This window comes from Proteus columbae, from assembly GCF_009914335.1.
Taxonomy (GTDB): Bacteria; Pseudomonadota; Gammaproteobacteria; order Enterobacterales; family Enterobacteriaceae; genus Proteus.
The window spans coordinates 1,782,374-1,800,135 of record NZ_CP043925.1 but is presented as its reverse complement, the minus strand read 5'-3'; the positions used below and the strand labels follow the sequence as shown (position 1 = coordinate 1,800,135).

The 17,762-nt window shown below is 37.9% G+C and carries 19 protein-coding genes; 12 read left to right on the top strand and 7 right to left on the bottom strand.

Features of this window, described 5'->3' with window-relative positions; translation table 11 throughout:
• Positions 1 to 88: 88 nt before the first annotated feature.
• From pspF to gstA, 9 genes are all read left to right on the top strand, one after another.
• Positions 89 to 1,084 carry a phage shock protein operon transcriptional activator gene (pspF, locus tag F1325_RS08715; RefSeq protein WP_109372404.1) on the top strand — a complete coding sequence of 332 codons (996 nt, stop codon included), beginning with the start codon at positions 89 to 91 and terminating at the stop codon, positions 1,082 to 1,084.
• A 296-nt stretch (positions 1,085 to 1,380) separates the two neighbouring features.
• Complete coding sequence (gene sapA, locus F1325_RS08710; RefSeq protein WP_109372405.1) at positions 1,381 to 3,066, top strand: ABC transporter substrate-binding protein SapA; 1,686 nt, start codon at positions 1,381 to 1,383, stop codon at positions 3,064 to 3,066.
• 3 nt (positions 3,067 to 3,069) lie between these two features.
• A complete protein-coding gene (gene sapB, locus F1325_RS08705) occupies positions 3,070 to 4,035 on the top strand; it encodes a putrescine export ABC transporter permease SapB (protein ID WP_088496042.1) in 966 nt (321 codons plus the stop codon).
• Positions 4,022 to 4,915, top strand: coding sequence for a putrescine export ABC transporter permease SapC (gene sapC / locus F1325_RS08700; RefSeq protein WP_023582324.1), 894 nt, complete (start codon positions 4,022 to 4,024; stop codon positions 4,913 to 4,915). The genes sapB and sapC overlap by 14 nt, the downstream gene beginning before the upstream one ends.
• Entirely contained in the window at positions 4,915 to 5,916 is a 1,002-nt protein-coding gene (gene sapD / locus F1325_RS08695) for a putrescine export ABC transporter ATP-binding protein SapD (protein ID WP_088495738.1), read from the top strand. The genes sapC and sapD overlap by 1 nt, the downstream gene beginning before the upstream one ends.
• Positions 5,906 to 6,715 carry a putrescine export ABC transporter ATP-binding protein SapF gene (sapF, locus tag F1325_RS08690; protein ID WP_023582326.1) on the top strand — a complete coding sequence of 270 codons (810 nt, stop codon included), beginning with the start codon at positions 5,906 to 5,908 and terminating at the stop codon, positions 6,713 to 6,715. The genes sapD and sapF overlap by 11 nt, the downstream gene beginning before the upstream one ends.
• Before the next feature lie 207 nt (positions 6,716 to 6,922).
• Positions 6,923 to 7,711 (top strand): enoyl-ACP reductase FabI, encoded by a 789-nt coding sequence (gene fabI / locus F1325_RS08685; protein WP_072067955.1) that lies wholly within the window; start codon positions 6,923 to 6,925, stop codon positions 7,709 to 7,711.
• A 181-nt stretch (positions 7,712 to 7,892) separates the two neighbouring features.
• On the top strand, positions 7,893 to 8,597 hold the full coding sequence (locus tag F1325_RS08680; protein ID WP_109372406.1) for a DUF3592 domain-containing protein: 705 nt from the start codon (positions 7,893 to 7,895) through the stop codon (positions 8,595 to 8,597).
• A 213-nt stretch (positions 8,598 to 8,810) separates the two neighbouring features.
• Entirely contained in the window at positions 8,811 to 9,422 is a 612-nt protein-coding gene (gstA, locus tag F1325_RS08675) for a glutathione transferase GstA (protein WP_109372407.1), read from the top strand.
• A 90-nt stretch (positions 9,423 to 9,512) separates the two neighbouring features.
• Here the strand turns inward: gstA and pdxY are convergent, their stop codons facing one another.
• The 4 genes from pdxY to anmK all read right to left on the bottom strand — a co-directional run bounded on the left by pdxY (position 9,513) and on the right by anmK (position 13,721).
• Positions 9,513 to 10,382, bottom strand: coding sequence for a pyridoxal kinase PdxY (gene pdxY / locus F1325_RS08670; RefSeq protein ID WP_160230324.1), 870 nt, complete (start codon positions 10,380 to 10,382; stop codon positions 9,513 to 9,515).
• A gap of 122 nt (positions 10,383 to 10,504) precedes the next feature.
• Positions 10,505 to 11,779, bottom strand: coding sequence for a tyrosine--tRNA ligase (gene tyrS, locus F1325_RS08665; protein ID WP_036913193.1), 1,275 nt, complete (start codon positions 11,777 to 11,779; stop codon positions 10,505 to 10,507).
• A 132-nt stretch (positions 11,780 to 11,911) separates the two neighbouring features.
• Positions 11,912 to 12,565, bottom strand: coding sequence for a pyridoxamine 5'-phosphate oxidase (gene pdxH, locus F1325_RS08660; protein WP_109372409.1), 654 nt, complete (start codon positions 12,563 to 12,565; stop codon positions 11,912 to 11,914).
• Positions 12,566 to 12,608: 43 nt separating this feature from the next.
• Entirely contained in the window at positions 12,609 to 13,721 is a 1,113-nt protein-coding gene (anmK, locus tag F1325_RS08655) for an anhydro-N-acetylmuramic acid kinase (protein ID WP_109372410.1), read from the bottom strand.
• A gap of 221 nt (positions 13,722 to 13,942) precedes the next feature.
• Here anmK and F1325_RS08650 point away from each other — a divergent pair, with 221 nt between their 5' ends.
• Entirely contained in the window at positions 13,943 to 14,410 is a 468-nt protein-coding gene (locus tag F1325_RS08650) for a glycine zipper 2TM domain-containing protein (protein WP_075672187.1), read from the top strand.
• 310 nt (positions 14,411 to 14,720) lie between these two features.
• Here the strand turns inward: F1325_RS08650 and slyA are convergent, their stop codons facing one another.
• A complete protein-coding gene (gene slyA, locus F1325_RS08645; RefSeq protein ID WP_109372411.1) occupies positions 14,721 to 15,149 on the bottom strand; it encodes a transcriptional regulator SlyA in 429 nt (142 codons plus the stop codon).
• 451 nt (positions 15,150 to 15,600) lie between these two features.
• Complete coding sequence (locus tag F1325_RS08640) at positions 15,601 to 15,840, bottom strand: DUF1289 domain-containing protein (protein ID WP_109372412.1); 240 nt, start codon at positions 15,838 to 15,840, stop codon at positions 15,601 to 15,603.
• Between the two features lie 185 nt (positions 15,841 to 16,025).
• On the opposite strand from F1325_RS08640, the gene gloA reads away from it, so the two are divergent.
• Complete coding sequence (gloA, locus tag F1325_RS08635; RefSeq protein ID WP_036937247.1) at positions 16,026 to 16,433, top strand: lactoylglutathione lyase; 408 nt, start codon at positions 16,026 to 16,028, stop codon at positions 16,431 to 16,433.
• Positions 16,434 to 16,528: 95 nt separating this feature from the next.
• On the top strand, positions 16,529 to 17,167 hold the full coding sequence (gene rnt / locus F1325_RS08630) for a ribonuclease T (RefSeq protein WP_075673239.1): 639 nt from the start codon (positions 16,529 to 16,531) through the stop codon (positions 17,165 to 17,167).
• Positions 17,168 to 17,289: 122 nt separating this feature from the next.
• Here rnt and F1325_RS08625 read toward each other — a convergent pair whose 3' ends face one another.
• Positions 17,290 to 17,631, bottom strand: a complete 342-nt coding sequence (locus F1325_RS08625) for a Grx4 family monothiol glutaredoxin (RefSeq protein ID WP_006537039.1) — start codon at positions 17,629 to 17,631, stop codon at positions 17,290 to 17,292.
• Positions 17,632 to 17,762: the final 131 nt, after the last annotated feature.

Below are 17,762 nucleotides of genomic sequence, written 5' to 3'. Positions count from 1 at the left end.
ATTAATAATAGGTAATTTATATTGTTCGCCTATTTTTCGAACACCTGATAGACTGGTAAAAAATACCTCTATATGGTGAATTTAACCAATGAATGAGAATTTAGAGACAATAATCGGCGTTGATAGTCAATTTATTGATGTATTAGAACAAACCTCAGCACTTGCTCAATTAAAAAAGCCTGTATTAATTATTGGTGAACGAGGTACAGGCAAAGAGTTGATCGCTCATCGATTACACTATCTTGCTCCTTGGTGGCAAGGACCTTTTATTTCAATCAACTGTTCTGCGCTCAATGACAATTTACTTGATTCTGAGCTTTTTGGTCATGAAGCAGGCGCTTTTACTGGTGCTAGAAATCGCCATCAAGGGCGTTTTGAACGTGCGGATGGAGGTTCTCTTTTTCTTGATGAACTGGCGACTGCTCCCATGCTTGTGCAAGAAAAGCTTCTGCGCGTCATTGAGTATGGTCATTTAGAGCGCGTTGGGGGAAGTCAATCTCTGCATGTGGATGTTAGGCTTATTTGCGCGACAAATGCAGATTTACCCGCAATGGCGGAAGAAGGTAAATTTCGTGCCGATTTACTCGATAGATTGGCGTTTGATGTTATTAGACTCCCGCCATTAAGAGAGCGACGTGCAGATATTATGTTGCTTGCTGAAAACTTCGCTATCTCAATGTGCCAAGAGTTAGGTTTACCTTTTTTTCCTGGTTTTAGTGATAGTGCGCGCCAAGTGCTTTTAGATTATTCATGGCCAGGTAATATTCGTGAGCTAAAAAATGTTGTTGAACGCTCAGTTTATCGTCATGGAACCTGCGACAACGTACTCACTAATATTATTATTGATCCCTTTGCTGGCCTTCAGTCGCCAAAAACCCCCACATTAAAAAAATCACCAAAAGAAAATTTTTCACTACCCATATTACCGTTGGATTTACGCCAGTGGCAAAATGATGTAGAAAAAAAATTAGTAAATAGTGCATTAAAAGAGAGCTTATATAACCAGAAAGAGGCGGCTGAAAAATTATCACTAAGTTACGATCAATTTAGAGGGCTAATTAAAAAACATCAAATAATAACTTAATTTATTGATAAATATAGTTTTTTAACTCCTAGGCTGGGAGGGGTGTAAACAATAGGCAAAAAAAAAAGCCAGCACCCGAGCTGGCTAGTAAAAAATACTGGAAGCAATGTGAGCAATGTCGTGCCCTCTGCGGAAAACCTCTTACCGCCGAAGGACAATACGGATGATAATCTTTATCATTAGCATTTGTAAAGCATTTTATTGAGAATTTTTCTCACTTTGTTTTTTTGACTATTTGGGGATAGAAAGTTTTTTAAGTTACAATAGCAAAATCGTTTCTCTAAAAGACATTATTTATGCGCCCTATTTTATTTATTGGTACTTTGCTACTCACCTTTACAAGCGTAACTTGTATTGCGGATGTAGCACCAAAAACACAAGCACCATCTATAACGCTTGAGCCAACTCCAATTAATCAAAATGGCTTTGTTTACTGTGTTGATGGCAGTGTAAATACCTTTAATCCACAACTATCAAGTAGTGGATTAATTATTGATCCTCTAGCTGCACAGCTCTATGACCGTCTTTTAGATGTCGACCCTTACACTTATCGCCTGATCCCTGAAATTGCAGCTCGATGGGAAACATTAGATAACGGCGCGACATACCGCTTTTATTTACGTAAAAATGTCTCCTTTCAACAAACATCTTGGTTCACACCAACACGTAAACTTACCGCTGATGATGTTATTTTTAGTTTTGAAAGGATGATCAATCCACAAAATCCTTTCAATCAAATTAATGGCGGGAAATACCCCTATTTTGACAGCTTAAGTTTTGCCAATAATATCCAATCGATAAAAAGACTAGGTCAATACACGGTAGAATTTAGCTTAAAAGAGCCTGACGCCTCTTTTCTATGGCATTTAGCAACACATTACGCCCCTATTCTTTCTGCCGAATACGCCCAAAATTTAGAAAAATCAGGCGATCAAACACAGCTTGATTGGAAACCAGTAGGAACAGGCCCTTTCTTTTTAGATGAATATCAACCAGGGCAATTTGTTCGTTTATTTAGAAATAAAGATTACTGGAAAGGCCAACCCAAAATGCAACAGATTGTTATTGATATGGGTGCAGGTGGTACAGGCCGTATATCTAAATTACTCACTGGTGAATGTGATGTTTTAGCCTATCCTGCCGCAAGCCAATTAAAAGTCTTACGTGACGATCCACGACTAAGATTAACGTTGCGTTCTGGTATGAATATCGCTTATTTAGCCTTTAACACCAGCAAACCACCCCTAAATGATCTTAAAGTTCGTCAAGCTATTGCTTATGCCATTAACAACGAACGTTTAATGGAATCTATTTATTATGGTACGGCAGAAACGGCAGCATCAGTGCTTCCTCGCGCATCTTGGGCTTATGATAACCGAGCAAAAATTACAGAATATAATCCTGAGAAATCGAAACAAATTCTTAAAGAGCTAGGCCTTGATGGGCTGAAATTAAATCTTTGGGTACCTAGCGCCTCACAATCTTATAATCCAAGCCCATTAAAAATGGCGGAACTTATTCAAGCAGACTTAGCGCAAGTGGGTATTCAAATGAGCATTCGTCCTATTGAAGGACGATATCAAGAAACGAGTATGATGGATCGCACTCATGATATGACCTTATCTGGTTGGTCAACTGACAGTAACGATCCTGATAGTTTTTTCCGTCCTCTCTTTAGCTGTGCAGCCATTGGCTCACAAACTAACTTAAGTCATTGGTGTTTACCTAACTTTGATGATATTTTGAAAAAAGCGCTTTATAGTCAGCAACTTGCTTCAAGAATGGATTATTATCATGAAGCTCAAGATATTCTTGCTCAAGAGTTACCAGTGTTGCCTTTAGCAAACTCTTTACGTATGCAAGCATATCGTTATGATATTAAAGGATTGGTATTGAGTACTTTTGGTAATGCGTCTTTTGCTGGTGTTTATCGAGAGGCAGAAGTAGACGAACAAAATCACAAGAAAGAGGCTATAAAATAATCCATGATTATTTATTCAATACGTCGATTGCTTTTATTGCTTGTGACACTGTTCTTTTTGTCGCTAGTGAGCTTTAGCCTAAGTTATTACACACCAAATGCCCCGTTAAGTGGTGCATCACTCACCGATGCCTACTTTTTTTATGCCCATAATATGATCCATTTTGATTTTGGTATTTCCTCTATCAATGGTGAACCTATCAAAGCGCAATTAGTAGAGGCACTTCCAGCGACCATGGAGCTTTGTACATTAGCTTTTCTTTTTGCCCTTATTGTAGGTATTCCTGCTGGTATTATTGCGGGAGTTTGGCGTAATAAATCCGCTGATATTATTATCAGTAACTTCGCGCTTTTAGGTTTCTCTGTGCCAGTATTTGGACTTGCATTGCTGCTAACGCTTTTCTTCTCACTAAAATTGGGTTGGCTACCTGTTTCAGGCCGTATTGATTTGCTTTATAACTTGCAGCCTATTACAGGCATTGCATTAGTGGATGCGTGGTTATCTGATTCACCTTATCGTCAACAAATGATCATTAATGTATTACAGCATTTAATTTTACCTGTAATAACTCTGGCTATTGCGCCAACAACCGAAGTTATTCGATTAATGCGAAACAGTACGGAAGAAATTATGTCAGAGAACTATGTGAAAGCAGCCGCAACTCGAGGTCTTTCACGTTTTACAATTATTCGTCGCCATATTCTTCATAATGCTTTACCTCCAATCATCCCTAAATTAGGCTTACAGTTCTCCACCATGCTTACGCTAACTATGGTAACAGAAATTGTATTTAACTGGCCGGGGCTTGGTCGTTGGTTGGTTACAGCAATCCGTCAACAAGATTACTCTGCTATTTCAGCTGGTGTAATGTTGGTGGGTTCAATGGTCATTATTGTCAACGTTTTATCAGATATTGTGGGCGCAATGAGCAACCCAATGAAACACAAGGTGGGATATGCCTTTAGATAGCCAATTTTATAAAGAGAAAAAAACACCCACACCCGCTGCGGTGATTTGGCAATGTTTTTCTAAAGACGTTATCTCAATGGTAGGGTTTTATGGCGTTCTTTTTCTCTTAGTGCTCAGTATTATAGGCCCTTATATTGCGCCTTATGCACTCGACCAACAATTTTTTGGCCATCAACTCACTCCACCATCTTGGTATCAAAACGGCAATGTCTCTTATTTCTTTGGTACAGATGATTTAGGACGTGATGTATTCAGCCGAATTTTAATTGGTACAAGCATGACCTTTGGTGGTGCATTTATTGTTACTTTTGCAGCGACACTGATGGGATTAATTATCGGTTGTTTTGCAGGTATGACTCATGGCTTAAAATCCGCTATTCTCAATCATATATTAGATACCCTGTTATCAATTCCATCCCTACTGCTTGCTATTATTGTTGTGGCTTTTGTTGGAACAAGTCTTGGTCATGCGATGATAGCGATTTGGCTGGCGCTGTTACCGCGTTTAGTCAGAATGATTTACTCTGCGGTTAATGATGAATTAAACAAAGAGTATGTTATTGCTTCTCGACTTGATGGTGCATCGAACATTTCCATTTTATGGTATACCGTACTGCCTAATATTACGCCTGTATTAGTTTCTGAATTAACACGCGCTTTCTCAATTGCTATTCTTGATATTACAGCATTAGGTTTTCTCAATTTAGGTGCCCAACTTCCTTCACCAGAATGGGGAGCGATGTTAGGTGATTCGTTAGAGTTAATATATGTTGCTCCTTGGACAGTCTTAATTCCAGGCGCCACAATTATGATAAGCGTTTTACTGGTGAACCTTTTAGGTGATGGTTTACAGCGTGCAATAAATGAGGGAGTTGAATAATGCCTTTATTAGATATACGCAATTTAACCATTGAATTTATGACACCCGATGGTCCAGTAAAAGCGGTAGATCGTGTTTCTATAACCTTAAATGAAGGTGAAGTGAGAGGTCTTGTTGGTGAATCAGGGTCGGGTAAAAGCTTAATTGCAAAAGCGATTTGTGGCGTTACAAAAGATAATATCAGTGTGACAGCCGATCGCTTTCGTTTTGATGATATCGACTTACTTAAATTATCACCAAGAGCTAGACGCCGTGTCATTGGTCATAATGTTTCAATGATTTTCCAAGAGCCACAATCTTGTCTTGATCCTGCTACAAAAATTGAGCAGCAACTTATACAGGCAATTCCTGGTTGGACTTTTAAAGGCCATTGGTGGCAACGCTTTCATTGGCGAAAGCGTCGCGCAATTGAACTATTGCACCGTGTAGGTATTAAAGATCACAAAGATATTATGCGCAGTTATCCTTATGAATTAACCGAGGGTGAATGCCAAAAGGTGATGATTGCCATTGCCATTGCAAATCAGCCTCGATTGCTGATTGCGGATGAACCGACTAACGCTATGGAGCCGGCAACACAAACCCAAATTTTTCGTTTACTGACTCGACTTAATCAAAATAACAATATGACCATTTTGTTGATTAGCCATGATTTGCAATGGATGAGCAAATTGGCGAATAAAATTACGGTTATGTATTGTGGTCAAACCGTCGAAACAGCATCCCCTGACGAGTTATTAGTGACACCTTATCACCCTTATACTCAGGCTTTGATCCGCTCTATTCCCGATTTTACCAACTCATTGGCACATAAGAGCCGTTTAAATACATTACCCGGCGCAATCCCCTCTCTTGAGCATTTACCGGTGGGGTGCCGCTTAGGACCTCGCTGCCCTTATGCGCAGCGACAATGTATTGAAGCACCTAGGTTACGTTTATTTAAAAACCATGCCGTGGCTTGTCATTTTCCGTTAAATGTGGAGCCAACTGATGTTCGATAAGCTGCTTGAGGTGAAAAATCTATCAAAAACATTTCGCTATCGTACCGGATTATTTCGGCGTCAGCAGTTAGAAGCCGTAAAACCTGTGAGTTTTACGCTAGAACCCAAGCAAACTTTAGCTATTATTGGCGCTAATGGTTCGGGAAAATCTACACTAGCGAGAATGTTATCAGGTGTGACAGAGCCTACGGGTGGCGATATTTTTATTAATGGGCATCAACTGACTTTTGGTGATTACCCTTATCGTAGTCAGCGAATTAGAATGATATTTCAAGATCCCACCAACTCATTAAACCCGCGCCAGCGTATTGGTCAAACATTAGAGATCCCTTTACGCCTGAATACAGACTTAAGTGCGATTGAGCGTGAAAAACGAATTTATCAAACATTACGCCAAGTGGGTCTTTTACCTGAACATGCAAACTATTATCCTCATATGTTTGCATCAGGTCAGCGCCAACGAATTGCGCTTGCACGAGCATTGATATTACAACCTCAAGTCATTATTGCCGATGAGGCAATAGCTTCGCTGGATATGTCTTTACGCTCACAAATAATAAACTTGATGTTAGAACTGCAAGAAACCCATGATATTGCCTATATTTATGTGACACAAAACTTAGGCATGACAAAACATATTAGCGATAAAATCATAGTGATGGATAATGGCGAAGTCGTTGAACGTGGTAATACAGCAGAAGTCCTTGCGTCACCATTACATGAAGTTACTCGAAGATTGGTAGCAAGTCACTTTGGTGAAGCCTTAACAGCAGAAGCTTGGCGTCAAGATTTGACTTAAGTGTAAACAATATAAGCATAATGTTGATTGCACATTATTTCACCCTTTTCCCTTAACTCCTCGGAGGTGCTAGGGAAATTAAACAAATTTACAAATGTCGTGGTAGAATCAGCCACGTTTATTAACAATAAGCGTGATAACCTAACAGATAAATAAAACTGTGAATGATGTTATTATCGCGATTTACGAAAAAACAAGGATACAGCTATGGGCTTTATGACCGGCAAACGCATTCTTATTACTGGTGTTGCTAGTAAATTATCAATTGCTTATGGTATTGCCAAAGCTATGCGTGACCAAGGTGCAGAACTTGCATTTACTTACCAAAATGAAAAACTGAAACCACGCGTTGAAGAATTTGCAGCATCATTAGACTCAAATATCGTATTAGAGTGTGATGTGTCAAAAGACGAAAGCATCGATACCATGTACGCAGAACTTGCAAAAGTTTGGCCAAAATACGATGGTTTTGTTCACTCTATCGGTTTTGCTCCTGCTGACCAATTAGATGGCGACTACGTTAATGCCGTAACTCGTGAAGGCTTTAAAATTGCTCACGATATCAGTGCATACAGCTTCGTTGCTATGGCGAAAGCAAGCCGTGAAATGCTAAATCCAAATTCAGCTCTATTAACTCTGACTTATTTAGGTGCTGAACGTGCGATCCCTAACTATAACGTTATGGGTCTTGCGAAAGCCTCTTTAGAAGCTAACGTTCGTTATATGGCAAATGCTATGGGTCCTGAAGGTATTCGTGTTAACGGTATCTCAGCAGGTCCGATCCGTACATTAGCGGCATCTGGTATCAAAGATTTCCGTAAAATGTTAAGCCATTGCGAGTCAGTAACTCCTCTGCGTCGTACTGTAACAACGGAAGATGTGGGTAATACAGCCGCATTCTTATGCTCTGACTTATCTGGTGGTATCACAGGTGAAATCATTCACGTAGATGGTGGTTTCAGCATCGCTGCAATGAATGAATTAGAATTAAAATAATTCTGTTCTATAAATAAATAGAAGCCAGTCTTACTGTTAAGGCTGGCTTTTTTATTATAACAATGCTGCTATTTATCCTTACTTTTTAATTGATTTTTTTCTTCTATTTTTTAGCTTATTCCTATAATCTTTTTTTATACTAGCGCTAAAATAATCACCTATTAATAAAAGGACTTAATGTATGAAGAAATTTAGATTTCTGTTTTATATTTTTGCTCTTATTGGTGCAATTATTTTTGTTGTGGCGTTGTTTGTTATTAAATCTGAATTAAATGTAGTAAGAAATGGAATAGAGACAACAGGTGTTGTTATTGACCAAAGTGTGAGTAAATCTTCGGATGATAGAAGTATTTATCACCCTATTATTCGATTTAATACTGAAGATAATAGAGAAATAACGTTTCGCTCACCGGAAGGTGGCAATCAATCCCGCTTTTATCTTGGTGAAAAGATTAACGTTATTTATCTTCCAAGTGATCCACAAAGAGCAACAATAAACAATTTTTTAGGCTTATATGGCGCGGGTACTATATTAAGTATTTTTGGATTGGTATTTGCATCAACAGGGCTTATCCCTTTGTATTTTATCAGAAGAAGAGCAACAAGGGATCAACGACTAAAACGTGATGGGATGCCTATCAATGTAAAAATATCCGAAATTATTATTAATAGTCATATTCGTTTTAATCACCGTTCTCCCTATCAAATTATTGCTGATTATCATGATACATTAAACAATCGATTAATTCGTTATAAAAGTGGTTATATCTTTTTTGATCCCACGCCTTATATTAATAAAGAGCTTGTTACAGTCTATGTTGATAAACGAAATCCAAAAATCTATTACCTTGATATTTCTTTTTTACCCTCCTTTGAAGAGTCATAATTGAAGACGTCTTATATCCTATTAATATAAGGGGCATTTGTTTTCGTGTATTTTCATCAATTAACTGCCTTGTTCACAGATTTACAAAAGCCTTTTTTATTCGCACCATTTGAGTTTGCTAATTTCTTAGAACCTCTTATCATCTTATATTAGTGAAGATATTCTGATATCTGTAAGTTAATTCACCACCTCATTGATAGGGAGCTATTCAATATGAAATTGTACTACACGCCAGGTAGTTGCTCGCTTTCCCCTCATATCGTTTTACGTGAAACCGGTTTAGATTTTTCAATAGAGCGCATCGACTTACGTGCTAAGAAAACAGAATCGGGGAAAGATTTTCTAACCATCAACCCAAAAGGCCAAGTCCCTGTTCTTCAATTAGATAATGGTGATATTTTGACTGAAGGTGTTGCAATTGTTCAATACCTTGCAGACTTAAAACCAGATAGGAATTTAATTGCACCGCCAAAATCGCTAGAACGTTACCATCAAATTGAGTGGTTAAACTTTCTTGCCAGTGAAGTACATAAAGGCTATAGCCCTCTATTTTCACCAGATACACCTGAAAGCTATGTGGCTGTTATTAAAACTAAATTAAAAAGTAAATTTGCTTATATTAATGATGTATTAAGCAAGCAAAAATGTGCATGTGGTGAGCATTTTACGGTTATTGATGCCTATTTGTTTACATTAAGCCAATGGGCACCGCATGTCGGTTTAGATTTAACTGACTTAACACATCTGCAAGATTACCTAAAGCGTATTGCACAACGCCCTAATGTACATAGCGCACTGGTCACTGAAGGGTTAATTAAAGAGTAAGTTAAAACGTAATAAAAAATAAACTTAATACAATAAAAAAGCGGACGCAATATTCATATCCGCTTTTTCTTTTCTTAGGATTTGTGTGGTTTAATCTATCTGTGTTGCACAGAATCTGTGTGTTGGATGCACCATTTGATCTTGAGCAGCAACAAGTTGCAGTTCGTACTCATTCATCTCTTTCGTTTTTAGCATCACTTCATAAACTGCCGCGGCAACGTGTTCTAATGCAGTTTGTAATTCAACACCTTTAAGTAAATCCACTAGCATTAAACCACTGGTTAAATCACCGACACCCACAGGTTGACGCTCACCAAAATCAACTAATGGACGGCTCACATGCCAACTATGTTCTGCGGTAACTAGCAGCATTTCAAAGCGATCATGACGATATCCAGCGCGTGATAAGTGTTTTACTAATACGACTTTTGGACCTTGTTTGCACAATTCACGAGCGGCTTTCACACATTCATCAACATTATGAAGGGCTTTGCCACCACTTAATGTTTCAAGTTCTAACAAATTAGGCGCAATGATATCGCTGATAAGTAACGCTTCTTCACACAGTACACCAGATACTTCTGGCGGCACGATACACCCTTTTTCAGGATGTCCCATTACAGGATCACAAAAATACCAGGCGTTAGGGTTCGCTTGTTTTACTTTTTTAACGATATCAACAATGCGTAAACCTTGTTCAGCCGATCCCAAATAACCACTTAGTACGGCATCACATTGTGAAAGTTTACCAATTGCGGCAATACCATCAACAATCTCAGTAATATGTTCTGCTGACATGACGCAGCCAGTCCATTTTTCTGGATATTGTGTGTGATTTGAAAATTGCACTGTATTTAGAGGCCAAACATTTACCCCCATACGACGCATTGGAAACTCAGAGGCGCTGTTACCTGCATGACCGAAAACAACATGTGACTGAATAGAGAGTATATTTTTCATGACATAAACCGATTATTGTGAATACACACAACACCCAAGCTTTATCATCATAGGCGAGGTATATACGTTTATTTATTGTTATTAAGAAAAAGGGCAACTCACCGGCTGCCCTTTACTGTCAATTATTTCCAGATAACGAGGCAGTAATGTTTTTTACCGCGACGCAAAATGGAGTAATGACCAAATAAGAAATCTTTTTCTTCAAAGACGTATTCAGGATTGTCTTGTTTTTCGCCATTAATTGAAACTGCGTTAGAGCCAATCATTGTACGAGCCTGACCGCGAGAAGGAACTAATTCTGCGTTAACCAGTGCTTGTTGCAAATCACTGCCTTTTTCTAACTCAATTGTTGGCATACCATCTTGTGCTAATTGCTCAAGGTCAGCTTGTGTTAAGTCTGCAATTGCACCAGAGAATAAGCTTTCTGTAATACGTTTAGCTGCGATTAAACCTTCTTCACCATGAACTAAACCAGTAACTAGTTCTGCTAATACACGTTGAGCACGAGGCGCTTGACCGCTATTTTTATCTTCTTCTTCAAGTGCATTAATTTCTTCAATGCTCATAAATGTGAAGAATTTTAAGAAGCGATAAACGTCAGCATCTGCTGTATTGATCCAGAATTGGTAGAATTTGTATGGGCTTGTTTTCTTAGGATCTAACCAAACCGCACCGCCTTCTGTCTTACCGAATTTAGTTCCATCAGATTTAGTAATTAATGGTACAGTCATACCAAATACTTGTTTCTGATTGAAACGACGGGTTAAATCGATACCTGAAGTGATATTACCCCACTGATCAGAGCCACCGATCTGTAATTCAACACCTAAATGCGTATTTAATGACGCAAAGTCATAAGCTTGTAATAGGTTATAGGCAAATTCAGTAAAAGAGATACCCACATCGTCACGGTTTAAACGTTGTTTAACCGCTTCTTTGTTGATCATTTGGTTCACAGAGAAGTGTTTACCGATATCACGCAGGAATGTCAGCACATCCATTTGACCAAACCAGTCATAGTTGTTTGCTAATTCCGCACTGTTTTCACCACTGTTGAAATCTAAGAAAGGTGACACTTGTTTACGAATTTTTTCTACCCATTCGTGAACAGTATCTTGGGTATTCAGTTTGCGCTCAGTGGCTTTAAAACTAGGATCACCAATTAGACCCGTTGCACCACCCACCAACGCCACAGGCTTATGCCCGGCTAGTTGGAATCGTTTTAAACACAGCAAAGGAACCAAATGCCCCAAGTGCAGGCTATCAGCGGTAGGATCGAAGCCACAATAGAGAGCGATAGGACCTTGCTCCAAACGCTCTACTAAAGCTGCCTCATCCGTGACCTGAGCGATTAGCCCACGCTCCTGCAATTGTGTGATTAGGTTCTTGCTAGACATCAATGACTCCATCGGTTTATTGTTTTTTTGTCTATTAAAATATAAGTGAAACACAAGTGGTATAGCATAAAGCGCCACTACATTAAGTACCAGTAGAAAAAGACTTTTTGAGGCAAATTTATTAACACAGCATTAAGGTGCTAATCGCTCAATGTCCCATCCTTGTGGTGATTTTTGGTAGATAAAGCGATCGTGTAGACGATTTTCTCGTCCTTGCCAAAACTCAACAGAATCAAATGTCACACGATATCCACCCCAGAAACTCGGTAATGGCACTTCTCCATTTTGGAATTTCTGTTTTAATTCCAGAAATTTACTTTCTAATACGCCTCTTGCGGAAATGCGAGAAGACTGTTGAGAAGCCCACGCTGCAATTTGACTATCTTTAGGACGACTATGAAAATATTTAATCACTTCGAGTGAAGAGAGCCTCTCTGCTTTACCTAAAAAGCAAACTTGTCTTTCCAAGGGATACCAAGGAAACAACAGACTGATTTTTTGGTTATGCTCTAAATGACTGGCTTTGCGGCTACCCAAATTGGTATAGAACACGAGCCCTTTCTCATCAAAGTGTTTTAGTAACACGATACGTTGATAGGGTTGTCCATTTTCATCAACTGTGGCGACACACATGGCAGTAGGATCGCTTAAACGTGCTTCACAAGCCTGTTTTAACCACTTTTCGAACAAGACTAATGGCTCTTCTGTTAATTCATGACGTCGTAATCCGCCTTTCATATATTCACGGCGTAAATCTGCAACATCAATAAAATCAAGTTCTGTCATTTTTCACTCTCTCTTTTGAGAAACTGCGTTCAGCATATCACGCTTAACGAGGATTTGTAGGGTAAATCGCCCCTAAAACGGTTTCTCTTGATGCCCCTGTTACAGAAGGCAAATTCCCTGATTCATTTGCAATAGTTCGAGCGGCTAACCAAGCAAATGCCAACGCTTCCATATCATCGCCACTTAAACCATATTTATCCGTTGTTGCGACTTCTGTACCTGGTAATAATGAAGCTAAACGATGCATAATTTGTCCATTTCTCGCTCCACCACCACAAACGAGTAAACGTTCACATCCACCGTTTAATTGGATCTGTTGCACAATACTTATCGCGGTTAATTCAACTAAAGTGGCTTGTACATCTTCAGGAAAAACATTAGGTACTCTTGCTAAATGGTAATTTAGCCATTGTGTATTAAAATATTCTCGCCCTGTACTTTTAGGTGCTGAACGCGAAAAATAAGGATCTGAAAGCATATCTTTCAATAAAGTTGCGTTTACAGTGCCGGTAGCAGCCCATTTACCATTATCATCATAGGGTGTTTGGTTATGGATCCAATTCCAACTATCTAATAGCATATTTCCGGGCCCTGTATCGTAGCCTTTGACTGCAATACCAGGTAATAACAATGAGATATTGGCAATACCACCAATATTTAAAATAACACGTTTTTCAACAGAGTGTCCTAACACGGCAAGATGAAAAGCGGGTACTAAAGGTGCACCTTGTCCGCCATAAGCAATATCTCTGCGACGAAAATCACCAACTGTCGTAATTCCTGTGAGTGCAGCAACACGGTTGTTGTCACCAATTTGCATAGTAAATGGCATATCACTTTCTGGCTCATGCCAAACGGTTTGTCCATGACACCCTATCGCCGTAATATCACTCGCGCTAAGTTTTACTTTTGCGAGTAACTCTATAATTGCTTGCGCATAAAGTTCGCCCAGTTGGGCATCTAATAGGCCGATTTCATGCAAGGTAGTAGGTTGCCCTTGGCAAACAGCTAAAATTCGTTGGCGTAGATTTTGTGGATAAGGCAGAAAGTGATTTTCTTGTTGTGCTACGAACTTATTATTGATTGCAGCTAATACAACATCAACACCATCTAAGCTTGTGCCAGACATCACGCCAATATACCGCCCTGCTATCATGTTCTTTTCCTTATAATCAAGATGATGCAAATTTTTAACATATAATGTTATATTCTCTTCTTTCAGAAATCTCTTCTGTTTTTACGATCGGCCTTTACTATATAGTAAGCTATATATTATTAAAATCAGTGTCGACATACGCAAAAAACGAGCTATAACTGATACTAGATAACATTGGTATAATCTGAACAATTTACCTCAGATTTTCTTTAGGAGTGACTATGTTTAAGCATTTACTTATTGGTCTTTTTACAATGACTGTACTTACTGGTTGTGTGAATACAAATTCACTATCTGGTGACACTTATACCGCAAGCCAAGCAAAACAAGCTCAAAATATTACTTATGGTACAGTGGTTTCTGTGCGTGCAGTAAATATTCAAGCGGGTAGCGATGAGAATATTTTAGGCGCTATCGGTGGTGCCGTTCTTGGTGGTATGCTAGGTAACACTGTGGGGGGTGGTACAGGTCGTAATCTTGCAACAGCCGCGGGTGCAATAGCAGGTGGTATGGCAGGACAACAAGCACAAGGCGCTTTAAATACCACTAAGGGTGTTCAAATTGAAGTCCGTTTAGATAGTGGTAGAACTGTCGCTATCGTTCAAAAAGCAGATAATACTGTTTATAGCCAAGGTCAACGTGTTGCAGTTATTGGCAACGGAAATAACTTAACTGTTTCTCCTCGCTAATGAACAACAAAAAACAGGCAACATTAAAGTTGCCTGTTTTATTTTATGACTCAATAATAAGTAACCTAAAGAGAGAACGAATATATAATCTAGTTATGACAATTAGGATTATATAATGATTTTTGTTATATACTCGTCATATTTCAAATTTCAGTATTGTTGACATCGTTTACTCGCACCAGTGACATATTTTATATATCCCTAGTGACTCATTCACTTGTTATCTAGCTGAACATCAAATTATTTAGAGTATAGTTATTATCATGTCATTAATCTTATTTAAATAGAATATATATTAAATTTGAAATTATTAGTCATTTAACCTATTTATATTTTTTTCTAATTTTTGGATTGTACCTATTAGCCTTTCGATTTCGTCTAGTTGGATACCACCTAATATTTCTCGTCTCGTTTTTTCTATAACAGTATAAACCTCATTAATAAAAGGCTCAGATTCTTTTGTTAATTTTATACGTTTTGCTCTACGATCATTTGCACATGTATGCCGACATATCAGCTTTTTTTCTTCCAGTTGATCTAAGGTTCTCACTAAAGACGGTTGCTCGATCCCTATTGCTTTTGCCAATTGAATTTGTGACTGATCTGGAGGTAATTGGCTGATATTGTACAAAGTAACCCAGTGGGTTTGGGTTAATTTTAATGGTTTGAGACGATGATCAATTAAAGCACGCCATAATCGAACTAAACGCGCTAAATCAGCTCCTAATGTTGATTCCACTTATCTCTCCTTAATTAGCATTTTCAGTCAACTTATTACAAAGTTTAGATATTCATTTTTAATACAATATTTACCTATTCTTTTTAATTAAAACATTACCTTTAATAACTAATATAGTTATAACCCCATTTATTAGATAAGTAATTATTTTCCAGATATAATTAAAGCTTTTCTTTCTAGCAAAGAAAGTTCATAAAGAATAACCTTGTTATAAAAACTAATCTATATTTTTTTACATAATAATTATTATTATTTTAAATCCAACACTAAAACCAAGAAAAAAACCATTTTTATCAATTGATTGCAAATAAAAATAGAGCAATAACACTTTAAAGTTATAACTTTATATTAATAAAGAAAAAATAATAAACCACATAACTACAATAAATAACAATAATGAATTAAAAAGATAGTTAATTATTATTTTAATATTAAAAAATAAGTAGCACATTTAAAATAAATTGAGTTGATCATTTTCTCTTTCAATTGAAGAACTCAGTTTTTTTAATGTTCTTAAATAACGTTGCTGACAAAGTCGTAATATATTTCTTTTCTCTTGTTGATTCATTGTTGACCAATTAAACCGCTCTTGGCGACTGCGATAGCACCCAACGCAATATCCTTGCGCATTCATTTCACAACGCCCAATACAAGGACTAGGAATATCAAAAAATTCTAATTGTTCTTGCATTTGATTTTCCCTCCCTATTGTTTGTTACAATAGAGTATAGTTAATAGAGATATTATCTGCACAACATGATTTATTGAACTGTTAAAGGCGTAGTAAAATTGAACTTTAGGGCTTTAACGCGTTATAGTACTCCGCCATCAGTTTAACTGTAGGGTTTAATCATTAGAAAAACACAAGAGGTTTATATGCGAGTACTTCATACCATGATCCGTGTGGGCGATTTACAACGTTCTATCGACTTTTATACCAAGGTTTTAGGTATGCAACTTCTACGCACTAGCGAGAATGAGGAATATAAATACTCGTTAGCTTTTGTTGGTTATGGTGATGAAAGCACTGGTGCGGTTATCGAATTAACCTATAACTGGGGTGTAAACAGCTACGAAATGGGAACCGCTTTTGGGCATGTAGCATTAGGTGTTGATGATGTTGCCGCAACCTGTGAAGCCATTCGCCAAGCTGGCGGTAATGTTACCCGTGATGCGGGTCCAGTAAAAGGTGGCTCAACAATTATTGCTTTTGTTGAAGATCCTGATGGATATAAAATCGAGCTCATCGAAAACAAAAGTGCAAGTCACGCTCTAGGTAACTAATATTTATTAAAACCAGAAAGATAACATGTGTATCTTTCTGGCCTTACTGATTATCAATTTCCGATATTCTATTTTTATCGGATAAGTACAACTTAATGCCTGATATAAATAATCCCAATAAGCTTTGTAACCGTTTTCGGGGTTACTACCCTGTTGTCATTGATGTTGAAACAGGTGGATTTAATGCGAAAACAGACGGTTTACTTGAAATCGCCGCCATTACACTAAAAATGGATGAGCAAGGTTGGCTAAAACCTGATAACACATTACATTTTCATGTTGAACCCTTTGAAGGGGCTAATTTAGAGCCAGCAGCCTTAGAGTTTACAGGTATTGATCCAACTAATCCTTTACGTGGCGCAGTCAGTGAATATGAAGCCTTTCATGCCATTTTTAAAATGGTACGTAAAGGAATGAAGGATGCAGATTGTAATCGCGCTATTATTGTCGCTCATAATGCAAATTTTGATCACAGCTTTGTGATGGCTGCTGCTGAGCGTGCTGGATTAAAACGTAATCCTTTTCACCCTTTTGCCACCTTTGATACAGCGGCTTTAAGTGGATTGGTATTAGGGCAGACAATTTTGGCTAAAGCCTGCATCACTGCTGGCATTCCCTTTGATAGCAAATTAGCGCACGGTGCATTATACGATACTAATCGCACATCATTACTTTTTTGTGAATTAGTTAACCGTTGGAAAAAGCTTGGTGGATGGCCATTGCCTACACCTTGAAACTATGATTTCGCTGATACATTTATGAATAACAGAAAAAAGCCAGTTCAATGATGAACTGGCTTTTTTATCGAAGATCTCATTATTTTTATGCGTTTCAATACCGAAACAATAAAAATTAATTACTGTGCTTCTTCTTCACCACGGTATTTATCAGCAGTCTCTTTTAATAACTTCTGTAATTCACCGCGCTGATACATTTCTAAAATAATGTCACATCCACCGACTAATTCACCATCTACCCATAATTGTGGGAAGGTTGGCCAGTGTGCATATTTTGGTAGTTCTGCACGAATATCTGGGTTTTGCAAGATATCAACATACGCAAAACGCTCACCACAAGCAGAGATAGCTTGAACTGCCTGAGCAGAAAAACCACAACTTGGTAATTTTGGTGAACCTTTCATGTATAAAATAATTGGGTTTTCATTGATCTGGCGTTCAATTTTTTCAATAGTCGTCATTTGTAAGTCCTTACAGCCTTTTATATTCGATATGCTTTATAGGGGAAAACATGAAAGAAGAATACCACTTTATATTAGAAACCTCTATATAAGTTTAGTTCTCGATATAAAACAATAAGTTGGTATTAATC